16 protein-coding genes are annotated in these 18,029 nt (G+C 59.2%); 6 read left to right on the top strand and 10 right to left on the bottom strand.

Features of this window, described 5'->3' with window-relative positions; all coding sequences use genetic code 11:
* Positions 1-27 precede the first annotated feature (27 nt).
* From ispA to ACZZ0G_RS08100, 4 genes are all read right to left on the bottom strand, one after another.
* Positions 28-915 (bottom strand): (2E,6E)-farnesyl diphosphate synthase, encoded by an 888-nt coding sequence (ispA, locus tag ACZZ0G_RS08115; RefSeq protein WP_460097053.1) that lies wholly within the window; start codon positions 913-915, stop codon positions 28-30.
* Positions 912-1,154, bottom strand: a complete 243-nt coding sequence (locus tag ACZZ0G_RS08110) for an exodeoxyribonuclease VII small subunit (RefSeq protein WP_003228627.1) — start codon at positions 1,152-1,154, stop codon at positions 912-914. Before ACZZ0G_RS08110 ends, ispA begins: the two co-directional genes overlap by 4 nt.
* A gap of 103 nt (positions 1,155-1,257) precedes the next feature.
* Positions 1,258-1,848, bottom strand: coding sequence for a retron system putative HNH endonuclease (locus ACZZ0G_RS08105; protein ID WP_463555842.1), 591 nt, complete (start codon positions 1,846-1,848; stop codon positions 1,258-1,260).
* Positions 1,841-3,148, bottom strand: coding sequence for an AAA family ATPase (locus tag ACZZ0G_RS08100; RefSeq protein WP_463555841.1), 1,308 nt, complete (start codon positions 3,146-3,148; stop codon positions 1,841-1,843). Before ACZZ0G_RS08100 ends, ACZZ0G_RS08105 begins: the two co-directional genes overlap by 8 nt.
* Positions 3,149-3,575: 427 nt before the next feature.
* Between ACZZ0G_RS08100 and ACZZ0G_RS08095 the strand changes: the two genes are divergently transcribed.
* From ACZZ0G_RS08095 to ACZZ0G_RS08070, 6 genes are read left to right on the top strand one after another with little or no spacing between them, the layout of a single operon-like run.
* Positions 3,576-4,367, top strand: coding sequence for a YfaP family protein (locus ACZZ0G_RS08095; RefSeq protein WP_463555840.1), 792 nt, complete (start codon positions 3,576-3,578; stop codon positions 4,365-4,367).
* A gap of 48 nt (positions 4,368-4,415) precedes the next feature.
* Positions 4,416-6,128 (top strand): DUF2138 domain-containing protein, encoded by a 1,713-nt coding sequence (locus ACZZ0G_RS08090; RefSeq protein ID WP_463555839.1) that lies wholly within the window; start codon positions 4,416-4,418, stop codon positions 6,126-6,128.
* Positions 6,113-6,763, top strand: a complete 651-nt coding sequence (locus tag ACZZ0G_RS08085) for a DUF1175 domain-containing protein (protein WP_150793951.1) — start codon at positions 6,113-6,115, stop codon at positions 6,761-6,763. The genes ACZZ0G_RS08090 and ACZZ0G_RS08085 overlap by 16 nt, the downstream gene beginning before the upstream one ends.
* Complete coding sequence (locus ACZZ0G_RS08080; RefSeq protein ID WP_463555838.1) at positions 6,760-11,334, top strand: alpha-2-macroglobulin family protein; 4,575 nt, start codon at positions 6,760-6,762, stop codon at positions 11,332-11,334. Before ACZZ0G_RS08085 ends, ACZZ0G_RS08080 begins: the two co-directional genes overlap by 4 nt.
* A gap of 1 nt (position 11,335) precedes the next feature.
* Complete coding sequence (locus tag ACZZ0G_RS08075; protein ID WP_463555837.1) at positions 11,336-12,955, top strand: DUF2300 domain-containing protein; 1,620 nt, start codon at positions 11,336-11,338, stop codon at positions 12,953-12,955.
* Positions 12,956-12,958: 3 nt separating this feature from the next.
* Positions 12,959-13,771 (top strand): YfaP family protein, encoded by an 813-nt coding sequence (locus tag ACZZ0G_RS08070; RefSeq protein WP_463555836.1) that lies wholly within the window; start codon positions 12,959-12,961, stop codon positions 13,769-13,771.
* 79 nt (positions 13,772-13,850) lie between these two features.
* Here ACZZ0G_RS08070 and ACZZ0G_RS08065 read toward each other — a convergent pair whose 3' ends face one another.
* From ACZZ0G_RS08065 to ACZZ0G_RS08040, 6 genes are all read right to left on the bottom strand, one after another.
* Complete coding sequence (locus tag ACZZ0G_RS08065; RefSeq protein ID WP_463555835.1) at positions 13,851-14,147, bottom strand: type II toxin-antitoxin system RelE family toxin; 297 nt, start codon at positions 14,145-14,147, stop codon at positions 13,851-13,853.
* Entirely contained in the window at positions 14,137-14,376 is a 240-nt protein-coding gene (locus ACZZ0G_RS08060; protein ID WP_122608099.1) for a type II toxin-antitoxin system RelB/DinJ family antitoxin, read from the bottom strand. The genes ACZZ0G_RS08065 and ACZZ0G_RS08060 overlap by 11 nt, the downstream gene beginning before the upstream one ends.
* Positions 14,377-14,818: 442 nt before the next feature.
* Entirely contained in the window at positions 14,819-15,565 is a 747-nt protein-coding gene (locus tag ACZZ0G_RS08055; RefSeq protein WP_463555834.1) for a S24 family peptidase, read from the bottom strand.
* 223 nt (positions 15,566-15,788) lie between these two features.
* Positions 15,789-16,316: an inorganic diphosphatase gene (ppa, locus tag ACZZ0G_RS08050; protein ID WP_003205933.1), complete on the bottom strand. Its 528-nt coding sequence runs from the start codon at positions 16,314-16,316 to the stop codon at positions 15,789-15,791.
* A gap of 112 nt (positions 16,317-16,428) precedes the next feature.
* Entirely contained in the window at positions 16,429-17,241 is an 813-nt protein-coding gene (locus ACZZ0G_RS08045; RefSeq protein WP_463555833.1) for a M90 family metallopeptidase, read from the bottom strand.
* Between the two features lie 4 nt (positions 17,242-17,245).
* Positions 17,246-17,896 carry a DedA family protein gene (locus ACZZ0G_RS08040; protein ID WP_007910892.1) on the bottom strand — a complete coding sequence of 217 codons (651 nt, stop codon included), beginning with the start codon at positions 17,894-17,896 and terminating at the stop codon, positions 17,246-17,248.
* Between the last annotated feature and the right edge of the window lie 133 nt (positions 17,897-18,029).

The following is an 18,029-nucleotide window of genomic DNA, read 5'->3' as shown; positions in this document are numbered from 1 at the left end:
CGTTGGTTTTTTTTGGCGGATACGCCGTCAGTTGCGCCGCTCGACGATATACCGGGCCAGCTCGCGCAACGGCTCGGCGGCCGCGTCAAACGGTCGCAGGGCGTGCAGGGCCTGATCGCGCAGTTCCAGCGCGTAGGCTTTGGCCGCGTCGAGACCGAGCAGCGCCGGGTAGGTTGGCTTGTCACGAGCAATGTCGGCGCCTTGGCGTTTACCGAGGGTTTCGGTATCGCTTTCGACGTCGAGGATGTCGTCCTGCACCTGAAAGGCCAGGCCGATGGCCTGTGCATAAGTCTGCAAAGCCTTGAGCTCGTCCTTCTCGGCACGACCGCTGGCCAGTGCGCCGAGTTTGACGCTGACTTCGATCAGCGCGCCGGTCTTGTGCCGGTGCATCTGTTCGAGGGCTTTCTGATCGAGTTTCAGGCCGACCGAACCAAGGTCGATGGCCTGACCGCCAACCATGCCTGCCGGGCCTGCGGCCTGAGCCAGTGCAGTGACCATTTGCAGGCGGATATCGCTGCTGCAATCGCTCAGGCGCGGGTCGAGCAGGGCGCTGAAGGCCAGGCTCTGCAAGCCGTCGCCGGCAAGAATCGCGCAGGCTTCATCGAATTTCTTGTGAGTGGTCGGCTGACCACGACGCAGATCGTCGTCGTCCATCGCCGGCAAATCATCGTGAACCAGCGAATAAGCGTGGATCAGCTCAACCGCGCAGGCCGCGCCGTTGGCTTGCTCAGCTTTGCCGCCGAGCGCTTCGCACGCAGCGTAGGCCAGCAGCGGACGCACGCGTTTACCGCCGTTCATCACGCTGTAGCGCATGGCTTCGTAAAGCCGCGCCAACTCCGGCAACGGCGCGTTGAACAGGGTTTCCAGCGCTGCGTTAACCCGGGTCTGACTGGTCGCCGTGTACGCCGCAATCATTCTGGCTGTTCCGCGTCGAAGGGTTCCTCGGCGAGTTCGCCATCGCGCTCCAGCAGCACTTGCACCTTCTGCTCGGCTTGCGCCAGCGCTGCCTGGCAGTCACGGGTCAGACCGATGCCCTGCTCGAAAGCGGTCAGCGAGTCTTCCAGCGACAATTCACCGTTCTCCAGACGCTCGACCAGTGTTTGCAGGTCGGCGAGGGACTGTTCGAAATCCAGTGCAGCTTTTTTGCGGGCCATGGCGGCGATTTCCGGTTGACGTTAAACCGGCGCGACACTAGCAGATAGGGGGGTTATGGGCAAATGAGCGGGGCTGCGTTAACGATCGGGTATGACGAAATATCTAGCTGATCAAACGAAGCAATATGTAGCGAAAAGGTGCCTCTTTCAAAAAGTCTTTCGCGAGCGAAGGCTGTTCTTGCAGCAGGCTAACGAAGGATTTTATCCATTTCTCCCGTTCGAGAACGAGAGCCGCGTTTTGAAGACCAAGCATGTCTCGCGTTTGACGAACCACATGCTTCTCCCTTCTGGTGAGAGTAGGCATAGCCTCCAGTGAGCCATCCGACGACAGTGAGAACCTTTCATTACAACCGGGTGCAGGTTCGATTGGGAGGAGCCGGTCACCTTTTCGTTGGCCACATCCATCTGCCCGGATGCATCCGTGTGCATAGTTGGTATAGGAGAACGTCAGGTGAGGATGCCCATCATTGCCGCGCTTGGGCTTGATGTGGTCAATTTGTCCGGTATCGGCCTCCAATGGCGTTTCACAGTAGGCACAAAGCCCACCCTGATCGTGATGGAGGCTTGCCTTCACGATTTTTTTCACCAAGTGAAAAGCCGCACCATCGAACTCATTCGGTCCTGCTTGTGGATAGGCAGCACTGAAATCCAGAAGAGCTTGCGGAGTTACAGGGTTGTGAGCCAACTCAATCATTGCGGGTCTTCCTGACTTGCGCCGCAAGGAATGTCCAGAGCGTCATATCTGCTTCGGAGATTTCATAACCCGCTTCGTCGAGTTCCTGTTTCAACTGTTGTGCTTGCGGAGTCATGCCCGCGCCATCTCGAAATAGCTGTTCATAGGCATGCGCTGTTTCGACTATCTGCATCGGTGGTCGGGTGCTCACATTCATGACTCCGGCCAGTGCATCTCCCGACTTCTGTGCCAAAGGACTCATTGCCGGTTGTTCCGAGATCCAGCCTTGTTCATCTCTATGAATTACACGTATCTGTTCACGGTTCACGGTGGTCAGTACTTGAGGACTATGCGTGCTCACGATGAACTGGATCTTGGGAAATGCTCTGCGTAAGGCCGCCAGAACTTGTTGTTGCCAGGCGGGGTGCAGATGCAGGTCGACTTCATCGATGAGAACAATGCCTTCTGTCAGCAAGGGTGCTTGATCTTGAAACTGACCATTCAAGCGCGCACAACGAAAGGCCATGTCGGCGGTCAGCGAAATCATGGCTCGAACACCATCGCTGAGCAGGCTGATAGGTAACAGTCCATGATCTGGGTGGGACATTGCGAGATCTTCGAAGCTGAGGCTGTAATGAAAGTTACTCCACCCTTCATCCTCCAGTACCAGGTTCACGGCATTTTGAATCCCAGCGATTCTGGGTTGTAGATCTGACTCTTCATACCCCGGTAATTCCCTCTGCTGGAGAAGTGCCATTGTCGCCTTGCGCATCCATTGCTGCATTTGCACAAAATTGGAGGCTGAGGACAGGCAGTCTTCATAACCCATGGTTCGGCTGGCGCTTACCACGGCTTTGCGCGAGCTGTTGTTGTGGGTTATCCACAGCCGCCCGGCAGGGTAATAGCTGACCAGCGGCAAGGCTGTTGCTACTTTGGAACGCAGTGAGTCCTGGAGTTTTTTCCCCCAGTTCGCCAGGGCGGATGCTTCTTTTGTCGTAGTACGGCTTTTGGGGCCATGCAACGCTCGTTGCCACTCGATATCTGGCTCATCAAGCGCGGCATCGATAACGACGGGGAAGTTTTGTTCATTCTCGAAACTGTTGCCCAACCGCACATAACGAGCGTCTGTGCGCTCGATATGTTTGGATTTGCCCATATCAAAAGCACCGACGAATGGTCCAAAAGCGGTTGCGATGGCCTCGAGAATGGTGGTTTTACCTTGTCCGTTACGTGCGGCAATAACCGTGAGTTCAGGATGGAAATCGATTTCGATCTCTTCGAATCGACGGAAATCCTTTAATTTCAGTTTGCGCAGCTTCACAGGTCGACCTCTGGATTTTACCGTCCTTGCCGACGGTTTTTCTGGCCGTAGTTGACCATGAGATGACATAGAGCTCCAGTCGAAATAGTGGTTTGAGTTCGCCTGGGTCATTCCTCTGGCCAAGGCAATGCGCAAGGTCTTGCCAGACAGAATTTTCCCTTTCGAGTGGGTTGATCGGGTCAGATCGCGTATTCGGCTCATTTTGTGAGCCGAATAATTTCCCTATTCGGCTCACGCCTGTCGACGGTGCAAGTTTCCTACAGCAAAAGCACATGTATCCGATTGTTAAAAAACCACCGAATCGCTAATCTTCGCGCCTTCTACGACCCCATATTCACGGGTCTTTCAGACGAAACGCAGTTTTCACCGCTGTGAAGTACCGAGGATCGGGTGCAAGGTTTCGTTCAGGCATGGCAGGAGGCATTACATGCGTTCATTTTTTTGGCTGCTGATCGGCTTGGCCTGTGCGCCTGCGCTGATGGCCGCGCCGAGTGCCGAGTTGTCGGAACCGGTGGGCGGCTGGCGTTATCACGGCTTGCTCGATCGTACGGAAAACCCGCAAGTCGCCTATCCCACGCCGCCGATCGATCGCGGCGTCCAGCGTAATCGCACGATGATCCAGGGCCAGCTCAAGGCCATCGGACACATGCGTCCGCCGCACAGTCTCGCCGTAAATGGCAATCCCCTGAATCTGTACACCGACGACCAAGGCCGTTTTGCCCGGCCGTACGCGTTCGGCGCGGGCTCCAACAGCGTCGAGGTGATCAGCGCCGAAGGCCAGTCGCTCAAGCGCGTGCAATTTTATGAAGCAAACAATTTGCGCACGCCGGCGCGTATTCGTCTTGTCTTGGGCTGGGACGACCCGAAAGCGGAGCTTGATCTGCACATTGTCACGCCCGACGGTCAGCATGCGTTCTGGGCGCAGCCGGCGCTGAGCAATGGCGGCGGCCTCGACCCGGATGGCGTCGATGGCCCGGGCCCGGAAATGTTCACCATGACCGCGCCGTTGCATGGCACTTATCTGGTTTACGTCAACTATTGGGGCAACTTTGGCAACGGCGGCTATAACTTCGAGGAGACCAGCAACCAGAACGAGGTGATCACCTCGCAAATCACGCTGGTGCTCAACGAAAACACCGTCGACGAAAAACGCGAAACGTTCATCGTGCCCCTGCGGGCGATCGGTGATCTGCTGCTGGTCAAGACTTTCAACTATTAAGCATTCCGCCACGGATGAAATCCTGAGCTTTGGGAAATGAGCGAGAAGATGAGCGATAACACTGTGACTTCGGCTGCCGACACGCCAGCGGCCAAACCTTCGCGACGCTGGCCTTTGCTGCTGGCCGGATTGTGCTTGGTGGCCGGCGTGGCGGGTGGTTTTGGCTGGCTGCTGCTGAAGCCCAAGGCGCCGCCAGCGGAGTTGGCCGGTGACAAGCTTGGCCTGAGCCGTCCGGATGCGCTGTTGGAAACCCGCTCGCTGAGCCAGTTGCCAAAAGACCTGCTGACCGTGCCGTTCCTGAAAGCCACGCTCACCGAAGATTTCGTCTTCTATTACGAAACTCATGCTGATCGCCTGGGCTTGATCGGCAGTCTGCGCCGGATCATCTACGAGCATGATCTGAAGTTGCAGGACAGCCTGATCGAGCAACTTTTCGATCAGCCAGCCGACGTCGCATTGTGGCGCGGGGCGGATGGTCGCTTGAAGGATTTTCTGCTGGTGATGGATCGCGGCGGACTGGCGAAACTGCTGGAGCCGCTGGCGAAAGTCGCGATGGATGACACGCAGCTCAGTCAGATGGGCGAACTCAAAGTCGGCGGCGATTCTGTGCCGCTGTATCAGTTGACCTACAACGCCAGCAAAGCCCTCTTGTTCGCCTCCCATGGCGACAAACTGGTGGTGCTGTCCAATCCGGCCAAGTACTACGACCCGGAAAGTGGCGTGTCTGAAGAATCGGGGCACGTCTCGCCACAGGCGCTGGCGGCGCTGCTCAATGGCGAAAAACTGTTCCCTGAAGCGTTCGGCCTGCCGGCGAAAACTCCAGAAACCAAACAGCGCTTGTCGGTCAATTCCAGCGTTCTGGCCATGGGTTATCAGCGCTTCATTCCGAATTTCGCCGGGCTGCGTTTCGACATGGACGACAAGGGCTGGCACAGCTACCTGGCCATGGACGAGCTGGAGAATCAGCCAGACTTCGATTTCAAGCCGGTCTGGCAAGCGATGCCATTGGGTGCCAGTGCCTGCGTAACCCTGCCGGTCGCGGCCGAACCGCAGAAACCACTGTTGGTAAAACTCGGCGCCGAAGAGACCGTGGCGCAGACCCTTACCGAACACGTGGCCGGCGCGGCAGGCCTGTGCTGGTATGCCGATTCGCGTTTGTACACGCCGCTGTTGGTCGCCAGTCTGAAAGACGAGGACAGCAGCAAGCTCGACGGCGACCTCGGCAAACTGTTCGGTTCGATGGTCGGTGCGTTCGAGGCCAACGTCGACGAAAACGTCTTCCCGGTGGTCGAGAAGCAGGAAGGCCAGAACCATGTCTGGCAGCGTCAGGTCAGCTCCAACTTTGGCCCGTACGCAGCGAAGACTGCCGAGAACCCGGACGCAATCAGCGGCAAGGCATTCATGAAAGTCAGCCTCGCCCGTCACGGCTCGACGCTGCTTTTCTCCCTCGACGACAAACTCGTCGACAAGGCCCTCGGCACCCTCGACAAACGCTTCCCGCCGATGGCCGACGTGCTGCCAAAAGATGTGCTGATGCCGATCTACTTCGGCCCGGACTCGATGGCGCAACTGATGCAGCAGGAAACCCTCGACAGCCTGCCGCAGGACATGGAGCCGGTGTTCTACAACGCCGCGCAAACCTACCTGATCCCGAAACTGCGCACCCTTGGTGGCTACGGCAAGTATGCCCTGACCTTGCCCGAAGGCAGCGAGCCTGACGGTCACTGGCAGTGGTTGCCGCTGGAATGGAAAGCGCTGTGACGGCACTGATCCGCAGCCTCGGCTTGCTCGCGCTGCTATTGAGTGCGGGGGCCCGAGCCGTTGAAACGCCAGCTCTGGACCCGGCACAGTCCCAGGTGTTTCGCGCCTGGTTCGTGCGCATTGCCCAGGAGCAACTGAGCCAGGGCCCGAGCCCGCGCTGGTATCAGCAGGACTGTGCCGGGCTGGTGCGTTTCGCCGCCAACGAAGCGCTGAAAGTCCACGACGACAAATGGCTGCGCAGCAATGGCCTGTCCAATCGTTATCTGCCGCCGGAACTGTCGCTCAGCGATGAGCAACGCAAGTTTGCCCAGCAATGGCAACAGGGCGGTGGCAAGGTCGGGCCGTACGTCAACGCGATCAAACTGATTCAGTTCAACAGCCATCTGGTCAGCCGCGACGTCTCGCAGGCACGGCCCGGTGACTTGATGTTTTTCGATCAGGGCGACGACCAGCACCTGATGATCTGGATGGGCCGTTACATCGCCTATCACACCGGCACCACTACCCCCACTGACAACGGCATGCGTTCGGCAAGCCTGCAGCAACTCATGACATGGAAGGACACCCGATGGATACCCGACGCAGCCAACCCCAACTTCATCGGCGTCTATCGACTGAACTTTCTCTCCCAATGACCGGTGCCCGCATGTTGCGACTCTGCTCCCGAATTCCTTTGCTGCTGGCGCTGTTGCTGCCAATGGCCACCGTCAGCGCCGAAGATTCGGTCGAGCCGAGCGGCTATACGCCGGTGTCCGGTGAGAGCTTTTTCCTCCTCGCCGATAGCAGCTTTGCGGCGGACGAGCAGGCGATGGTGCGCCTCGAAGCGCCGGGTCGTGACTACCGTCGCTTCCGCATGGAACCCTACGGCGGCGCGGACATTCGCGTGTATCGCATCGACAAACCGCTGGATTTCCTCAAGCGTCAGAAGAATCTGCATCGCGTCGTCAGTGACGGCCAGTTCAAGGGCGAAGGGTTGTCCAACACCCTCGCGTACCTGTGGGACAACTGGTATCGCAAATCCCGTCGGGTGATGCAGCGTGCGTTCTCCTATGAATCGCGCAAACAGGTCACCGAGGAAGTGCCGGAACTGAAGATGGGCAACGCCATGGTCGCTCCGACTCCGTACGACGCACAGCCGCAATTTGCGCTGATTCCGGGTCTGCCGGTGGTCAGTCAGTTCCGTTATCCGCTGTGGCAGGCCAAGCCGATTCAGCCACCGGCCGGGGTCAATCTGGCCGGGTCTTCCAGTGATTTTGTCAGTGTCGCGCCGGGTAACGTTTACATCCCGCTGGGTAACCTGAAGCCGGGTCTGTATCTGGTCGAAGCGCTGATCGGCAAGTACCGCGCGACCACCATGGTCTTCGTTTCCAACACCGTCGCGGTAAGCAAGATTGCCGGCGATGAATTGCTGGTCTGGGCGGCGCGTAAACACGAAGGCAGTTCGGTGCCGAAGGTCAATGTGCTGTGGACGGACGGCCTCGGCGTGATGAGCAGCGGGGCGACTGATGCCGATGGTTTACTGCGTCTGAAACACGTCAGTCCTGAGCGTTCGTTTGTCATCGGCGAAGACGAAGAGGGCGGCGTGTTCGTCTCGGAGAACTTCTATTACGACAGCGAAATCTACGACACCAAGCTCTATGCCTTCACCGACCGGCCGCTGTATCGCCCGGGCGATTGGGTGTCGCTGAAGATCGTCGGTCGCGAGTTCAAGAATGCGCGGGATTCGGTGTTGCCGGGGGCGGCGGACGTCACGGTCAGCGTGCTCGATGCCACTGGCACCGAGTTGCAGCACCTCGATTTGAAACTCGATTCGAAGGCCGGTACTCAAGGCCGCTTCCAGTTGCCGGACAACGCGGTGGCGGGCGGTTACGAGATTCGTTTCAACTACAAGGATCAGGCCTACAGCAGCGCCTTCCGTGTGGCGGAATACATCAAGCCGCACTTCGAGATTTCGCTGAATCTGGCCAAACAGGATTACCGCACCGGCGAGCCGGTCAAAGGCAGCCTGGTGTTGCTGTATCCGGACGGCAAGCCGGTGGCCAACGCCAAACTGACCCTGAGCCTGCGTGCCCAGCAACTGTCGATGGTCGACAACGAACTGCAATACCTCGGGCAATTCCCGGTAGAGCTGACCAGCACCGAACTGACCACCGACAGCAAAGGCAACGCGAGCCTCGACCTGCCGGCCGCCGAAAAGCCGAGCCGCTACATGCTCACCGTGTTCGCCAGCGATGGCGCGGCGTATCGGGTCAAGACCACCAAGGAAATCCTCATCGACCGTGGCGCCGCAAGCTTCCGTCTGAGTGCGCCGCAACGCTTCAGCGCGGTCGGCGACAAGGTCGCGTTCAGCTACGCCAACGAGGGCGGCAGCGAGCAAAGCAAAGCGGTGACGCCGAGCACGTATGGCTGGGTGCGTCTGGAAGACCAGAGCACGGGCGAAGGCAAACTGGCGGCGACGGATAAAGGCTTCAGCATTGCCTTCGAACGTCCGGGCACTTACAACCTGACCTTGAAAGATCAACACGGACGCGTGCTCGGTGCCACTGGGCATTCGGTCACTGGCGATGGCGTCAAGGCAGTGCCGGGCACCGTGGAAATCGTCCTCGATAAATCCGAGTACAAGGCTGGCGATGAAGCGCTGGCGCTGATCACGTTCCCGGAACCGGTCAGCGATGCATTGCTCTCGCTGGAGCGCGACAAGGTCGAAGCCACCGCTCTGCTGGCCAAGGGCGGCGACTGGCTGAAACTGGAAAAACTCAGCGACACCCAATACCGCGCACGCATTCCGGTGAAGGATAACTTCGCGCCGAACCTGACCTTTTCCGTGCTCTACACCAAGGGCGGTCAGTACAGCTTCCAGAACGCCGGGATCAAAGTGGTCGCGCCGCAAATCGACGTGGCGATCAGCACCGACAAAGTGGTGTATCTGCCGGGCGATACCGTCACGGTTGACCTGACCACGCAGTTCGCCGGCAAAGCGGTTCCGGCGCATCTGACCGTCAGCGTCGTTGACGAAATGGTCTACGCGCTGCAACCGGAAGTCGCGCCGACCATCGACCAGTTCTTCTACCACCCGCGCCGCAACAACGTGCGCACCAGTGCCAGCCTGTCGTTCATCAGTTACGACGTCGCATTGCCGGGCAGCCCCGGCGCACCGGGCAAAGCCAACCGCAGTGAGCGTGGGGTGAAAGTGCTGGAACGGCCGCGTCGTGAAGACGTCGACACCGCCGCATGGCAACCGGAGTTGTTGACCGGTGCCGATGGCAAAACCCGCTTTACCTTCAAGATGCCGGACTCGCTGACCCGCTGGCGCATCACTGCTCGCGCGATCTCCGATGACGGTCAGGTCGGGCAGAAGAAGCAGTTCGTCCGTTCGGAAAAACCGCTGTACCTGAAGTGGAGCGGGCCGAGCAAATTCCGCAAAGGCGATCAGCCGCAACTCGGTGTGTTCGCGTTCAGTCAGGCCGAGAAACCGGTCAAGGCTGAACTGGTCACTCACTACGCAGACGCAGAACAGCGTGTACCCGTAACCCTGAACAACGGCATCAATTACCTGCCGCTGCCGGCGTTCGCCTTGGCCTCCGGCGAGTGGACGGCAGAGTTGGTGCAGGACGGTAAAACCGCCGACTCCCTCGCCGTGCGCCTGAGTGCGACCGGTGACGGTTGGCAAGTGACGCAGACGCAAAGCCTTGATGTCGCCACTGGTGACACGCCGTTGAGTCTGCCGGCCGACGCCACGGATATTCGCCTGCGTCTGGATGACAGCCCGCAAGCGCTGTTCCGTTCGGCTCTCGATGATTTGCTCAGCTATCCGTACGGCGGTGTCGAACAGACGGCCAGTCGTTTGTTGCCGTTGAGCATTGCTTATCCATCGCTGGCATCGAACCCGCAGATCCGCGATCGCTTGCGTCTGATCATGCAGAACAGCCGTCTGCGTCTGGTGCAAATGGCCGGGCCATCGGCGAGCTTTACTTGGTGGGGTTACGACGGTGAGCCAGATGCTTTCCTCACTGCCTACGCCTATTACGCCGACTGGAACGCCAGCCAGGTGCTGGAACTGACCTTGCCGCCGGAGCATTGGCAGCGAGTGCTGGAGGTGTACGCCAAGCAGGCGCCGAACACGCCAATGCTGCAGCGGGCGCTGATTCTGTCGTTCGCCAAGCAGATGCATCTGCCGGTGAACACGCTGCTCAGCGGTTTGATGGAAGATCTGGCGAAGGCCGGTGAAGGCAATGCCGAAACCATGCTCGACGATGGTGAAGACAGTCTGGTGATGAGTGATCCGGATTCGGCACTCGGTCTGGCGGCGGCACGGGTGTTGACTGCCTCTTTGGCCATCCAGTCGAAAGTTGCCTTGCCAGAAACCTTTAATCGTCAGGTCGGTGCTGCCCAACAGCGTCTGTCGGTCAGCTCGCAGCCGTTTGCCGAAGCGCTGAACCTGTCGCTGCAACCGTTCGATCAGGCGCGTGCGCAAGCGTTGCTGCAACGCCTGTTGCCACAGCAATCGACCCTCGAACGTGCGCTGGCGTTGACTTGGCTACAACGCAGCATCGCTCAGGCTTCGCCGACCATCGCATTGACGCCGGGTGAAGGCTGGAAGAAAAACTACGGTGCAACCGGTGAGATGTACTGGACCTGGCAAGGCGCCACTCCGGTGCCGAGCGTGCTGACAGTATCCGGCACACAAGAGCGTCCATTGCGCGCTGCGCTGAGCTTCCAGACCCAGCAACCGGCGGTCGATCCGATGGCCGTGACCATCACCCGGCGCCTGTCGCGACTGGTACCGGGCGATGAAGCGTTCACCTTCAAGCTTGAGCCAGTCGGGACCAAGCCATTGTCCAGCGACAGCCTGTATCTGGACGAAGTGATCCTCACCAGCAAAGCGCCGAAACCGCTGCGCTACGGCATGCTCGAAGTGCCGCTGCCACCGGGCGCCGATGTTGAGCGCACAACGTGGGGGATCAAGTTGCAGGGCAAGAACGGCACCGAACCGACGGCGCTGGAGAAGGCGCGCTTCGAACCGGGACAACTGGCTTACGCGGTGCCGGTCGATGCGTTGAGCGGCGAACTGCGCCTGCGTCATCTGGTGCGCTTCTCGCAGAAGGGCCAGTTCAACCTGCCGCCGGTGCGTTTCAAGCAGGTCTACGCGCCGCAGCATCAGGCCCAGGAAGCGAAAGCCGCCCTCGGTCAGGTCACGGTCAACTGACATGAACCGGCCGCTGCTGTGGCTGCTGATGTGTGTGATGCCTGCGCTGGCAACGGCGCAGGACGAGCCGTTGCGCGTGGCCTATGAGGGCGAGTTGTTGTCGTTGAGTCAGACGCAACTGATCAAGCGTGAACCGCTGCCGTCATCGCTGGATACGCCGCTGGGCAGTCTGTGGAAGTTGTTTGTCTACGCGTGGCTGGTCGATACCGGCGCACAGGAACCGGCGTATGAATGTCGCGGGCAGTCGAAGGACGAGGTTTATTGCTGCGCGGCGGGCGGCAGGATCGAGCGTGATCAGGCGCTGGTGAAATCCTGTGGGTTGTATTTTGACCCGGCGCGGTTGGGCATTTCTTCTACCGATTGGCGAACGTATTGGCAGGCGCGACAGGCACCGTCGTGGTTGCTGGATCTGCCGTCGTTGCAACCGGCTCAAAGGGTTTCCGTGGCTGATTTGCTGAAAGTCCTGGCCTCGCTACCGGCGCAGGATCAGGCGCGCCGAGTGCTGCTTGATGTAGTGTTGAACGCGGCAGACGGTAATGTCGTCGGTGAACTGGGCGGGCGTTTGCGAGTGAAAACCTGGAGTTGGCTCGGCGATCAGGACCCGCAATCGCGACAGGGTGGATTTGCCGGTTGGACGGCGGATGGTTCGCCGATCTGGGCGGGCGGACGAGGCACCAGCCAGATGGTCTTGCGCCACTACGGGCAGGCGTTGGCGACCGTTTTGCCAGCGGCATGGCCGGCAGACGCGGGGCGTTGTGTTGAAGTCGGATTGTTCTCGCGCTATCCGGTCAAGCGGGTTTTGACTGGCGAGCGGGTGGTGACGTCCGGCCCGTTGCAGGGCGACTACCGCGTCGAATTCGCCAATGGCAACGCGCTGGATATCCACAGCGACGGCGAACTGTTTCTGCTCAACGACAAACTCGTCGCAAGGCTTGATCGCGAAGAATACGTCGCTCGCGTGCTGGAGCGTGAAGCCAAGCCGGAGCCGGCCGAAGCTGCCAAAGCCCTCGCCGTCGCCATCCGCACTTATCTACTGCAAAACGCCACACGTAACGGTGAATGCCTGAGCATCGACGACAGCAGCAATCGCCAGCGAGTCGCACCACGCCCGGCCTCTGCTGAATCGCGCAACATCGCTGCATGGACGGCAGACCTGGTGTTGGCCGGCAGCACCGTCACCTATCACTCCGATCAACCCGGTCCGGACAAACTCGCCTGGCAACAAGCCGTCGAGCAAGCCAATGCCGGTCAGCGCTACGACGCCATTCTGCTGCACGCCTATCCGCGCGCCAGCCTCAGCCGTTGGGACAACCCGGTCGCATCCTGCGAAGCGCTGCCCGCCGCGCAAGACTGGCTGCAAAAACAGCGACGCGGCTGGCGTCCGAAGCTGGAAAGCGAAACCGGCTACAACGAAGTCAGCACATTCGCCGTGTGCAAACTCGCCTTCGGCCGGCCCTTCGTCGATCGCGAGCGCCAACGCATCTACGTGCGCGGCGTACTGACCCTGCAGGATCGCCTCGACCTGACCCACGAATATTTGCACCTGGCTTTTGAAGCACACCCCAACGGCCAGGATGAAACCTACATCGAAGGGCTCGCCCGTCACCTTTTGCTGGAATAGACCATGACACTCCGTTATCCACAGGTCTTGCTGCTGCTCTGCACGTTGACCGCGCTATCGCCGGCCATCGCTGCCGACAGCGTCAAACTCGACACTCCGGTCGGCGGCTGGCGCAGCGGCGCACCGGAAGGCGAGGGCGAAAGCTTCCGTCAGACCGTCAACTACCCGGCCTCGTCGGTCAACACCCCGGTCGGCCAGGCCAACACCGCGCGCATCAGCGGCGAAATCAAAGCTACGCAGAAGGGCAACGAACCCGGACGGCTGATCGTCAACGGCGTCAGCATGCCGCTGAAAATCGACGACAGCGGCCGCTTCGACCGCCCGTTCTCCTTCCCCAACGGCAGCAACAGCGTCGAAGTGCGCAGCCCCGACGGCCAGCAACGCCACCGCACGCAGTTTCTCAACACCAGCGGCGGCGCGACCCCGGCGAAACTGCGCGTACTGCTGGCCTGGGACAGCGACGGCACCGACCTCGACCTGCACCTCGTCACCCCTGACGGCGCGCACATCTGGTACGGCAACCGTACCGCTGCCAACGGCGCCGCCCTCGACGTCGACGTTACCACCGGTTACGGCCCGGAAATCTTCGCCATGCCGGCGCCGATCAAGGGCCAGTACCTGGTGTATGTGAATTACTACGGCGGTGGCTATCGCGGGGATGACGAGGGTGGAGATGAAGCGGTGCAGGCGCTGACCACGGCGCAGGTGACGGTGATTACCGAAGAAGGTACGCCGAGCGAGAAGATGGAGACTTTTCTGATCCCGATGCGCGCGGTGGGTGAGCTGACGTTGGTGAAGTCGTTCAGTTATCCGTGAGGGGGCAACGTGTTCTGAACAAATGAACAGGTCAGCGGGCTGCTGACCTGTTTCAGAGAATCTCAATCATTGAGTTGATTCAACTTTGGGGTGACAGTCGGTCTTGCGCAACCTCGTAAGCAGCCTCTCGCTCTCTCTTCCCGATAGCGACTACGAACACTACGATCTCCTGATCAAGCACCTGATAGATCAATCGAAAGCCAGCGCTTTTCAACTTCACTTTGTAGCAGTCCGGCAGCTCGCGAAGTCGATTGGCTTCTATTCGAGGGTTCTTCATTATCTCAACTAGCTTCTTCTTGAACTGTTGGCGAACCGTATCGCCCAGTTTGTTCCACTCCTTTAACGCCCGACGATCAAATTCAAGGTTATAGGTCATCCAGACTTACCTTGACTCGCTGAGGAGCGGCGAGACGTTCGGTGACTACGGCGATGAGGGCTTCATCTTCCTCGCTGATTAATGCCGCTTTGAACGGCAGCTTGCCCCGCTCGGCGACATATTGAAGTGTCTGGCGCAGAAGCTCTGACGGAGTTACGCCGAGCTTTTCGAGCTCGGCGAAGGAGCGTTGTTTCAGCTCATCGTCGATGCGAATATTGATGGAGGCCATGATGGGGTACCTGTAATGACGTTTGTCGTTACGGTAGCAAGAGGCTTTCATATTCGACAAGCGCGAATTTACGTTTCTGACGGTAGGTCAGGTTTCTTTCAGGCATTAAAAAGCCGGCTTGTGGCCGGCTTCTCGGGGACTGGCTTGGCCTATTTTTGGTAAGCCTTGCCAGCCTTCAAAACGTACATCCGGATCTGCGTCCGGCTGTGGGACTTGGTCAGACGTTGGTCTGCCGCGTCGGGCGCTTTCTGAGCCGCAGGGCGGGTCGATGCGCAAATGTGGGGCGCAGGATACTGAGTTTTGCTGTGGATTCCCAGCCTGAAGTGCGGTTTAGAGCGACTTCTGCGCCAGAAATCCGGGATTTGTACCGATTGTCCGGGCCTCTTCGCGAGCAGGCTCGCTCCCACAGGGATCGATGTTTGCCGAGAGAACGCACTGTTTTCTAGAGAAACGGCACCACAGGCCGCCGCTTGCTCACCGTCGACCACCAGAACACCCAGCCCAATATATGAATCCGTTGCTCGTCAATCTGTGCCGGGTGGAACACTTCGTCCGGGTATTCGGCGCTGTTGTGGCTGCGCAGGCGCAGGCCGTTGCCGGGCATGCGGTGCAGGTATTTGATGCGCAGCATGCCGTCGTGTTCGATGGCGTAGATTTCGCCGTCCACCACTTGGGTCAGGCCGCGATCGATGGCGACGACGGAGCCGTCTTCGATGCGTTCGGCCATGCTGTTGCCGATCATGTGTGCGCAGATGGCGTCGGCAGGGCGGATTTCCAGTTGATCAAGCTGTGCACGCAGCAGGCGGATGGACAGGTCCGGGTCCTGGATAACGTGGTTTTTGTCGGAGCCGTTGGTCTGTGGTGTTTCTTTGAAGAAGGCCAGTTCGATGTCGTTGGGATGGATGAATCGGTAGGCGCCCTGAGGATCGTGGGCGTCGAAGCTGTCGCCGTTACTGGCAGGCGGAGTCAGGCTCGGCAGCTCTTTTGTGCCTTGGCCGGTTTTCAGCCATTCGCTGTTGACGGACAGCAGGCGTGAGACTTCTTCCATGCGATACGCCGGGACGCCCCGGGTGTACCAGTTGTGGACATTTTGGGCTTCCGTGCCCCAGAACTTTGCGAAACCCGTCGTCGAGATGTTCGCAGCTTCCAGGAGTGCCTTGAATCTTGGACCGCTAGTGTTCTTTCTCATAAACACGGAGTCTACGGCCGTGCCAGAGCGGTTTGAATAAACCGGACGTTCAAAAACGGGCTGAATTTTGCGACGGGATGTAAGACGTTCTTGTGGGAAATTACACAGGCCAAAACTTTTCTGTAGTCCGCAATAAACGTTCTGTTTAAAACAGCTTTTGACGAGCATAAAAAACCCCGGATCAACCGGGGTTTTCTTCAAGCCTCACGCGTAGCGCAGGTGCTTAGCCTTTGTAGGCGGCAACCGACTTGGTGATCGCTTCGCGGGCGGCGTCTGCACCGGCCCAGCCTTCGATCTTGACCCATTTGCCTTTTTCGAGATCTTTGTAGTTCGCGAAGAAGTGCTCGATCTGCTGGATCAGCAGTGGCGGCAGGTCGGTGTATTCCTTCACATCGACGTACAGCTGGGACAGCTTGTCGTGTGGTACCGCGATGACTTTGGCATCGCCACCGCCGTCGTCGGTCATGTTCAGAATGCCGACTGGACGCGCGCGGATTACCGAGCCTGGAGCAACCGGGTAAGGGGTTACGACCAGTACGTCGAGGGGATCACCGTCGTCAGCCAGGGTGTTCGGGATGTAACCGTAGTTGGCCGGGTAGAACATTGGGGTGGCCATGAAACGGTCAACGAACAGGCAATCGCTGTCTTTGTCGATTTCGTATTTGATCGGCGCGTGGTTGGCCGGGATCTCGATCGCGACGTAGATGTCGTTCGGCAGGTCTTTGCCAGCCGGAATCTTGCTGTAGCTCATTGGGCGTTGCCCCCGTAGTTGACCAAAAACACTTGGCCGGATTGACCAAAAAGTGGCGGCGATTATAGGCATATTCTGCCGTCTACGCCATGTACCGAAAGTCGTGCAGCGCTTAGTCGTGCGCCTGATAGACCGGGTCTGAGGCTTGAAGTTGCCGCAACCTGCCCAACGGGTCCTGACGGTAGAAAAGCTGCAGCTGCGCATACACCTGTGGATAAGCCTCGTGCAGCAGATCCGGGGCGCTGAAGAAGTACTCGCTGGTGACGGCGAAGAACTCGGCCGGGTTCTCGGCGGCGTAGGGATCGATGGCAGTTTCGGCGTCCGGGTCATGGTCGAGCTGGCGGTTGAGGTCGTCATAGGCGTGTTGCATCACCTCGGCCCAGTCGCTGACGCGCATGTCGGCATGCAGCGGCGGCAGGCCATTGGCGTCGCCGTTGAGCATATCGAGTTTGTGCGCCAGTTCGTGGATGACCAGGTTGTAGCCTTCCCAGCCACCACTGGCCATCACGCCGGGCCAGGCGAGAATGATCGGCCCCTGTTGCCAGGCTTCACCGCTGTGTTCGCCGTCCCACTCATGCTCGACACCGCTGGCGTCACGATGACGTTGCGGGCTGAGAAAGTCGTCAGGGTAGAGCACGATCTCGTGGAAACCCTGATACCAGTTCAGATCATCCAGATTGAGCAGCGGCAATTGCGCTTGGGCGGCGAGCAGCAGTCGTTGTTCCTGATGCAGTTCGACGCCGGGCAGGGCGCTCAGGTGTTTGTCTTCGAGGAACAGTACGCAGGCTTCGCGCAGCCACTGGTCTTCGGCTGCACTGATACCGTCAAGAAAACTCAGGTGACGGCGCACCCGTTGCCACATGTCGTCGGCAATCGGGTGCTTCGCCAGAATGCGCCGGCGACGCCAGGCGCTCAGCGACCACATCGGCTTAGTGCGATTGGGCTTTGGTGCCGCCGAAACGGCTGCGAACCACACCGAGGATCATCGGCACCAGCGACAGCAGAATGATTGCTACCACCAGCAACGACAGGTTTTTCTTGATGAACGGTACGTTGCCGAAGAAGTAGCCCAGCGTCACCAGACCGCCGACCCAGAGGATGGTGCCCAACACGCTGAAACCGAAGAAGCGCGGGTAGGGCATCTTCGCCACACCGGCGACGAACGGTGCGAAGGTGCGGATGATCGGCAGGAAACGCGCCAGCGTCACGGTCTTGCCGCCATGCTTGTCATAGAAATCGTGGGTTTTTTGCAGGTAATCGCGACGGAAGATTTTCGAGTTCGGGTTGCTGAACAGCTTCTCGCCGGCCGTTCGTCCGATCACGTAGTTGGTGCTGTCGCCAAGGATGGCCGCGAGCATCAGCAAGCCGCCCAACAGCACCGGGTCCATGCCACCACCGGCCGCAACGGCACCGGCAATGAACAGCAACGAATCACCCGGCAGGAAGGGCATTACCACAAGGCCGGTTTCACAGAAGATCACCAGAAACAGGATGGCGTAGATCCATGGCCCATAGTTGTTCACCAGCAAATCGAGGTAAACATCGAGATGCAGGATAAGGTCGAGCGGGTTGAAATCCATGGGGGCACCTGTTTGGCGGCCCGACTCGGCAGGCCTGTGCGGATGACTTCGTGTAAGCCTACAGCGGGGTGTAGTTTTTCTTACAAGCCGGAAAGATCGGGATTATACGGTCTGAAAGACGAAAAGCGCGTTG

It is taken from the genome of Pseudomonas sp. AC169 (assembly GCF_979258515.1).
Note: the sequence above shows the minus strand (reverse complement) of the source record. Positions and strands in the feature narration are given on the sequence as shown.

What these genes read in the sequence shown, in the direction of transcription:
- ACZZ0G_RS08040 (WP_007910892.1), bottom strand. Translation starts at nt 17,896, where the DNA reads ATGGATTTCAACCCGCTCGACCTTATCCTGCATCTCGATGTTTACCTC.
- ACZZ0G_RS08075 (WP_463555837.1), top strand. Translation starts at nt 11,336, where the DNA reads ATGAACCGGCCGCTGCTGTGGCTGCTGATGTGTGTGATGCCTGCGCTG.
- ppa (WP_003205933.1), bottom strand. Translation starts at nt 16,316, where the DNA reads ATGAGCTACAGCAAGATTCCGGCTGGCAAAGACCTGCCGAACGACATC.
- ispA (WP_460097053.1), bottom strand. Translation starts at nt 915, where the DNA reads ATGATTGCGGCGTACACGGCGACCAGTCAGACCCGGGTTAACGCAGCG.
- ACZZ0G_RS08105 (WP_463555842.1), bottom strand. Translation starts at nt 1,848, where the DNA reads ATGATTGAGTTGGCTCACAACCCTGTAACTCCGCAAGCTCTTCTGGAT.
- ACZZ0G_RS08065 (WP_463555835.1), bottom strand. Translation starts at nt 14,147, where the DNA reads ATGACCTATAACCTTGAATTTGATCGTCGGGCGTTAAAGGAGTGGAAC.
- ACZZ0G_RS08085 (WP_150793951.1), top strand. Translation starts at nt 6,113, where the DNA reads ATGGAAAGCGCTGTGACGGCACTGATCCGCAGCCTCGGCTTGCTCGCG.
- ACZZ0G_RS08095 (WP_463555840.1), top strand. Translation starts at nt 3,576, where the DNA reads ATGCGTTCATTTTTTTGGCTGCTGATCGGCTTGGCCTGTGCGCCTGCG.
- ACZZ0G_RS08045 (WP_463555833.1), bottom strand. Translation starts at nt 17,241, where the DNA reads ATGTGGTCGCTGAGCGCCTGGCGTCGCCGGCGCATTCTGGCGAAGCAC.
- ACZZ0G_RS08060 (WP_122608099.1), bottom strand. Translation starts at nt 14,376, where the DNA reads ATGGCCTCCATCAATATTCGCATCGACGATGAGCTGAAACAACGCTCC.
- ACZZ0G_RS08110 (WP_003228627.1), bottom strand. Translation starts at nt 1,154, where the DNA reads ATGGCCCGCAAAAAAGCTGCACTGGATTTCGAACAGTCCCTCGCCGAC.
- ACZZ0G_RS08080 (WP_463555838.1), top strand. Translation starts at nt 6,760, where the DNA reads ATGACCGGTGCCCGCATGTTGCGACTCTGCTCCCGAATTCCTTTGCTG.
- ACZZ0G_RS08090 (WP_463555839.1), top strand. Translation starts at nt 4,416, where the DNA reads ATGAGCGATAACACTGTGACTTCGGCTGCCGACACGCCAGCGGCCAAA.
- ACZZ0G_RS08070 (WP_463555836.1), top strand. Translation starts at nt 12,959, where the DNA reads ATGACACTCCGTTATCCACAGGTCTTGCTGCTGCTCTGCACGTTGACC.
- ACZZ0G_RS08055 (WP_463555834.1), bottom strand. Translation starts at nt 15,565, where the DNA reads ATGAGAAAGAACACTAGCGGTCCAAGATTCAAGGCACTCCTGGAAGCT.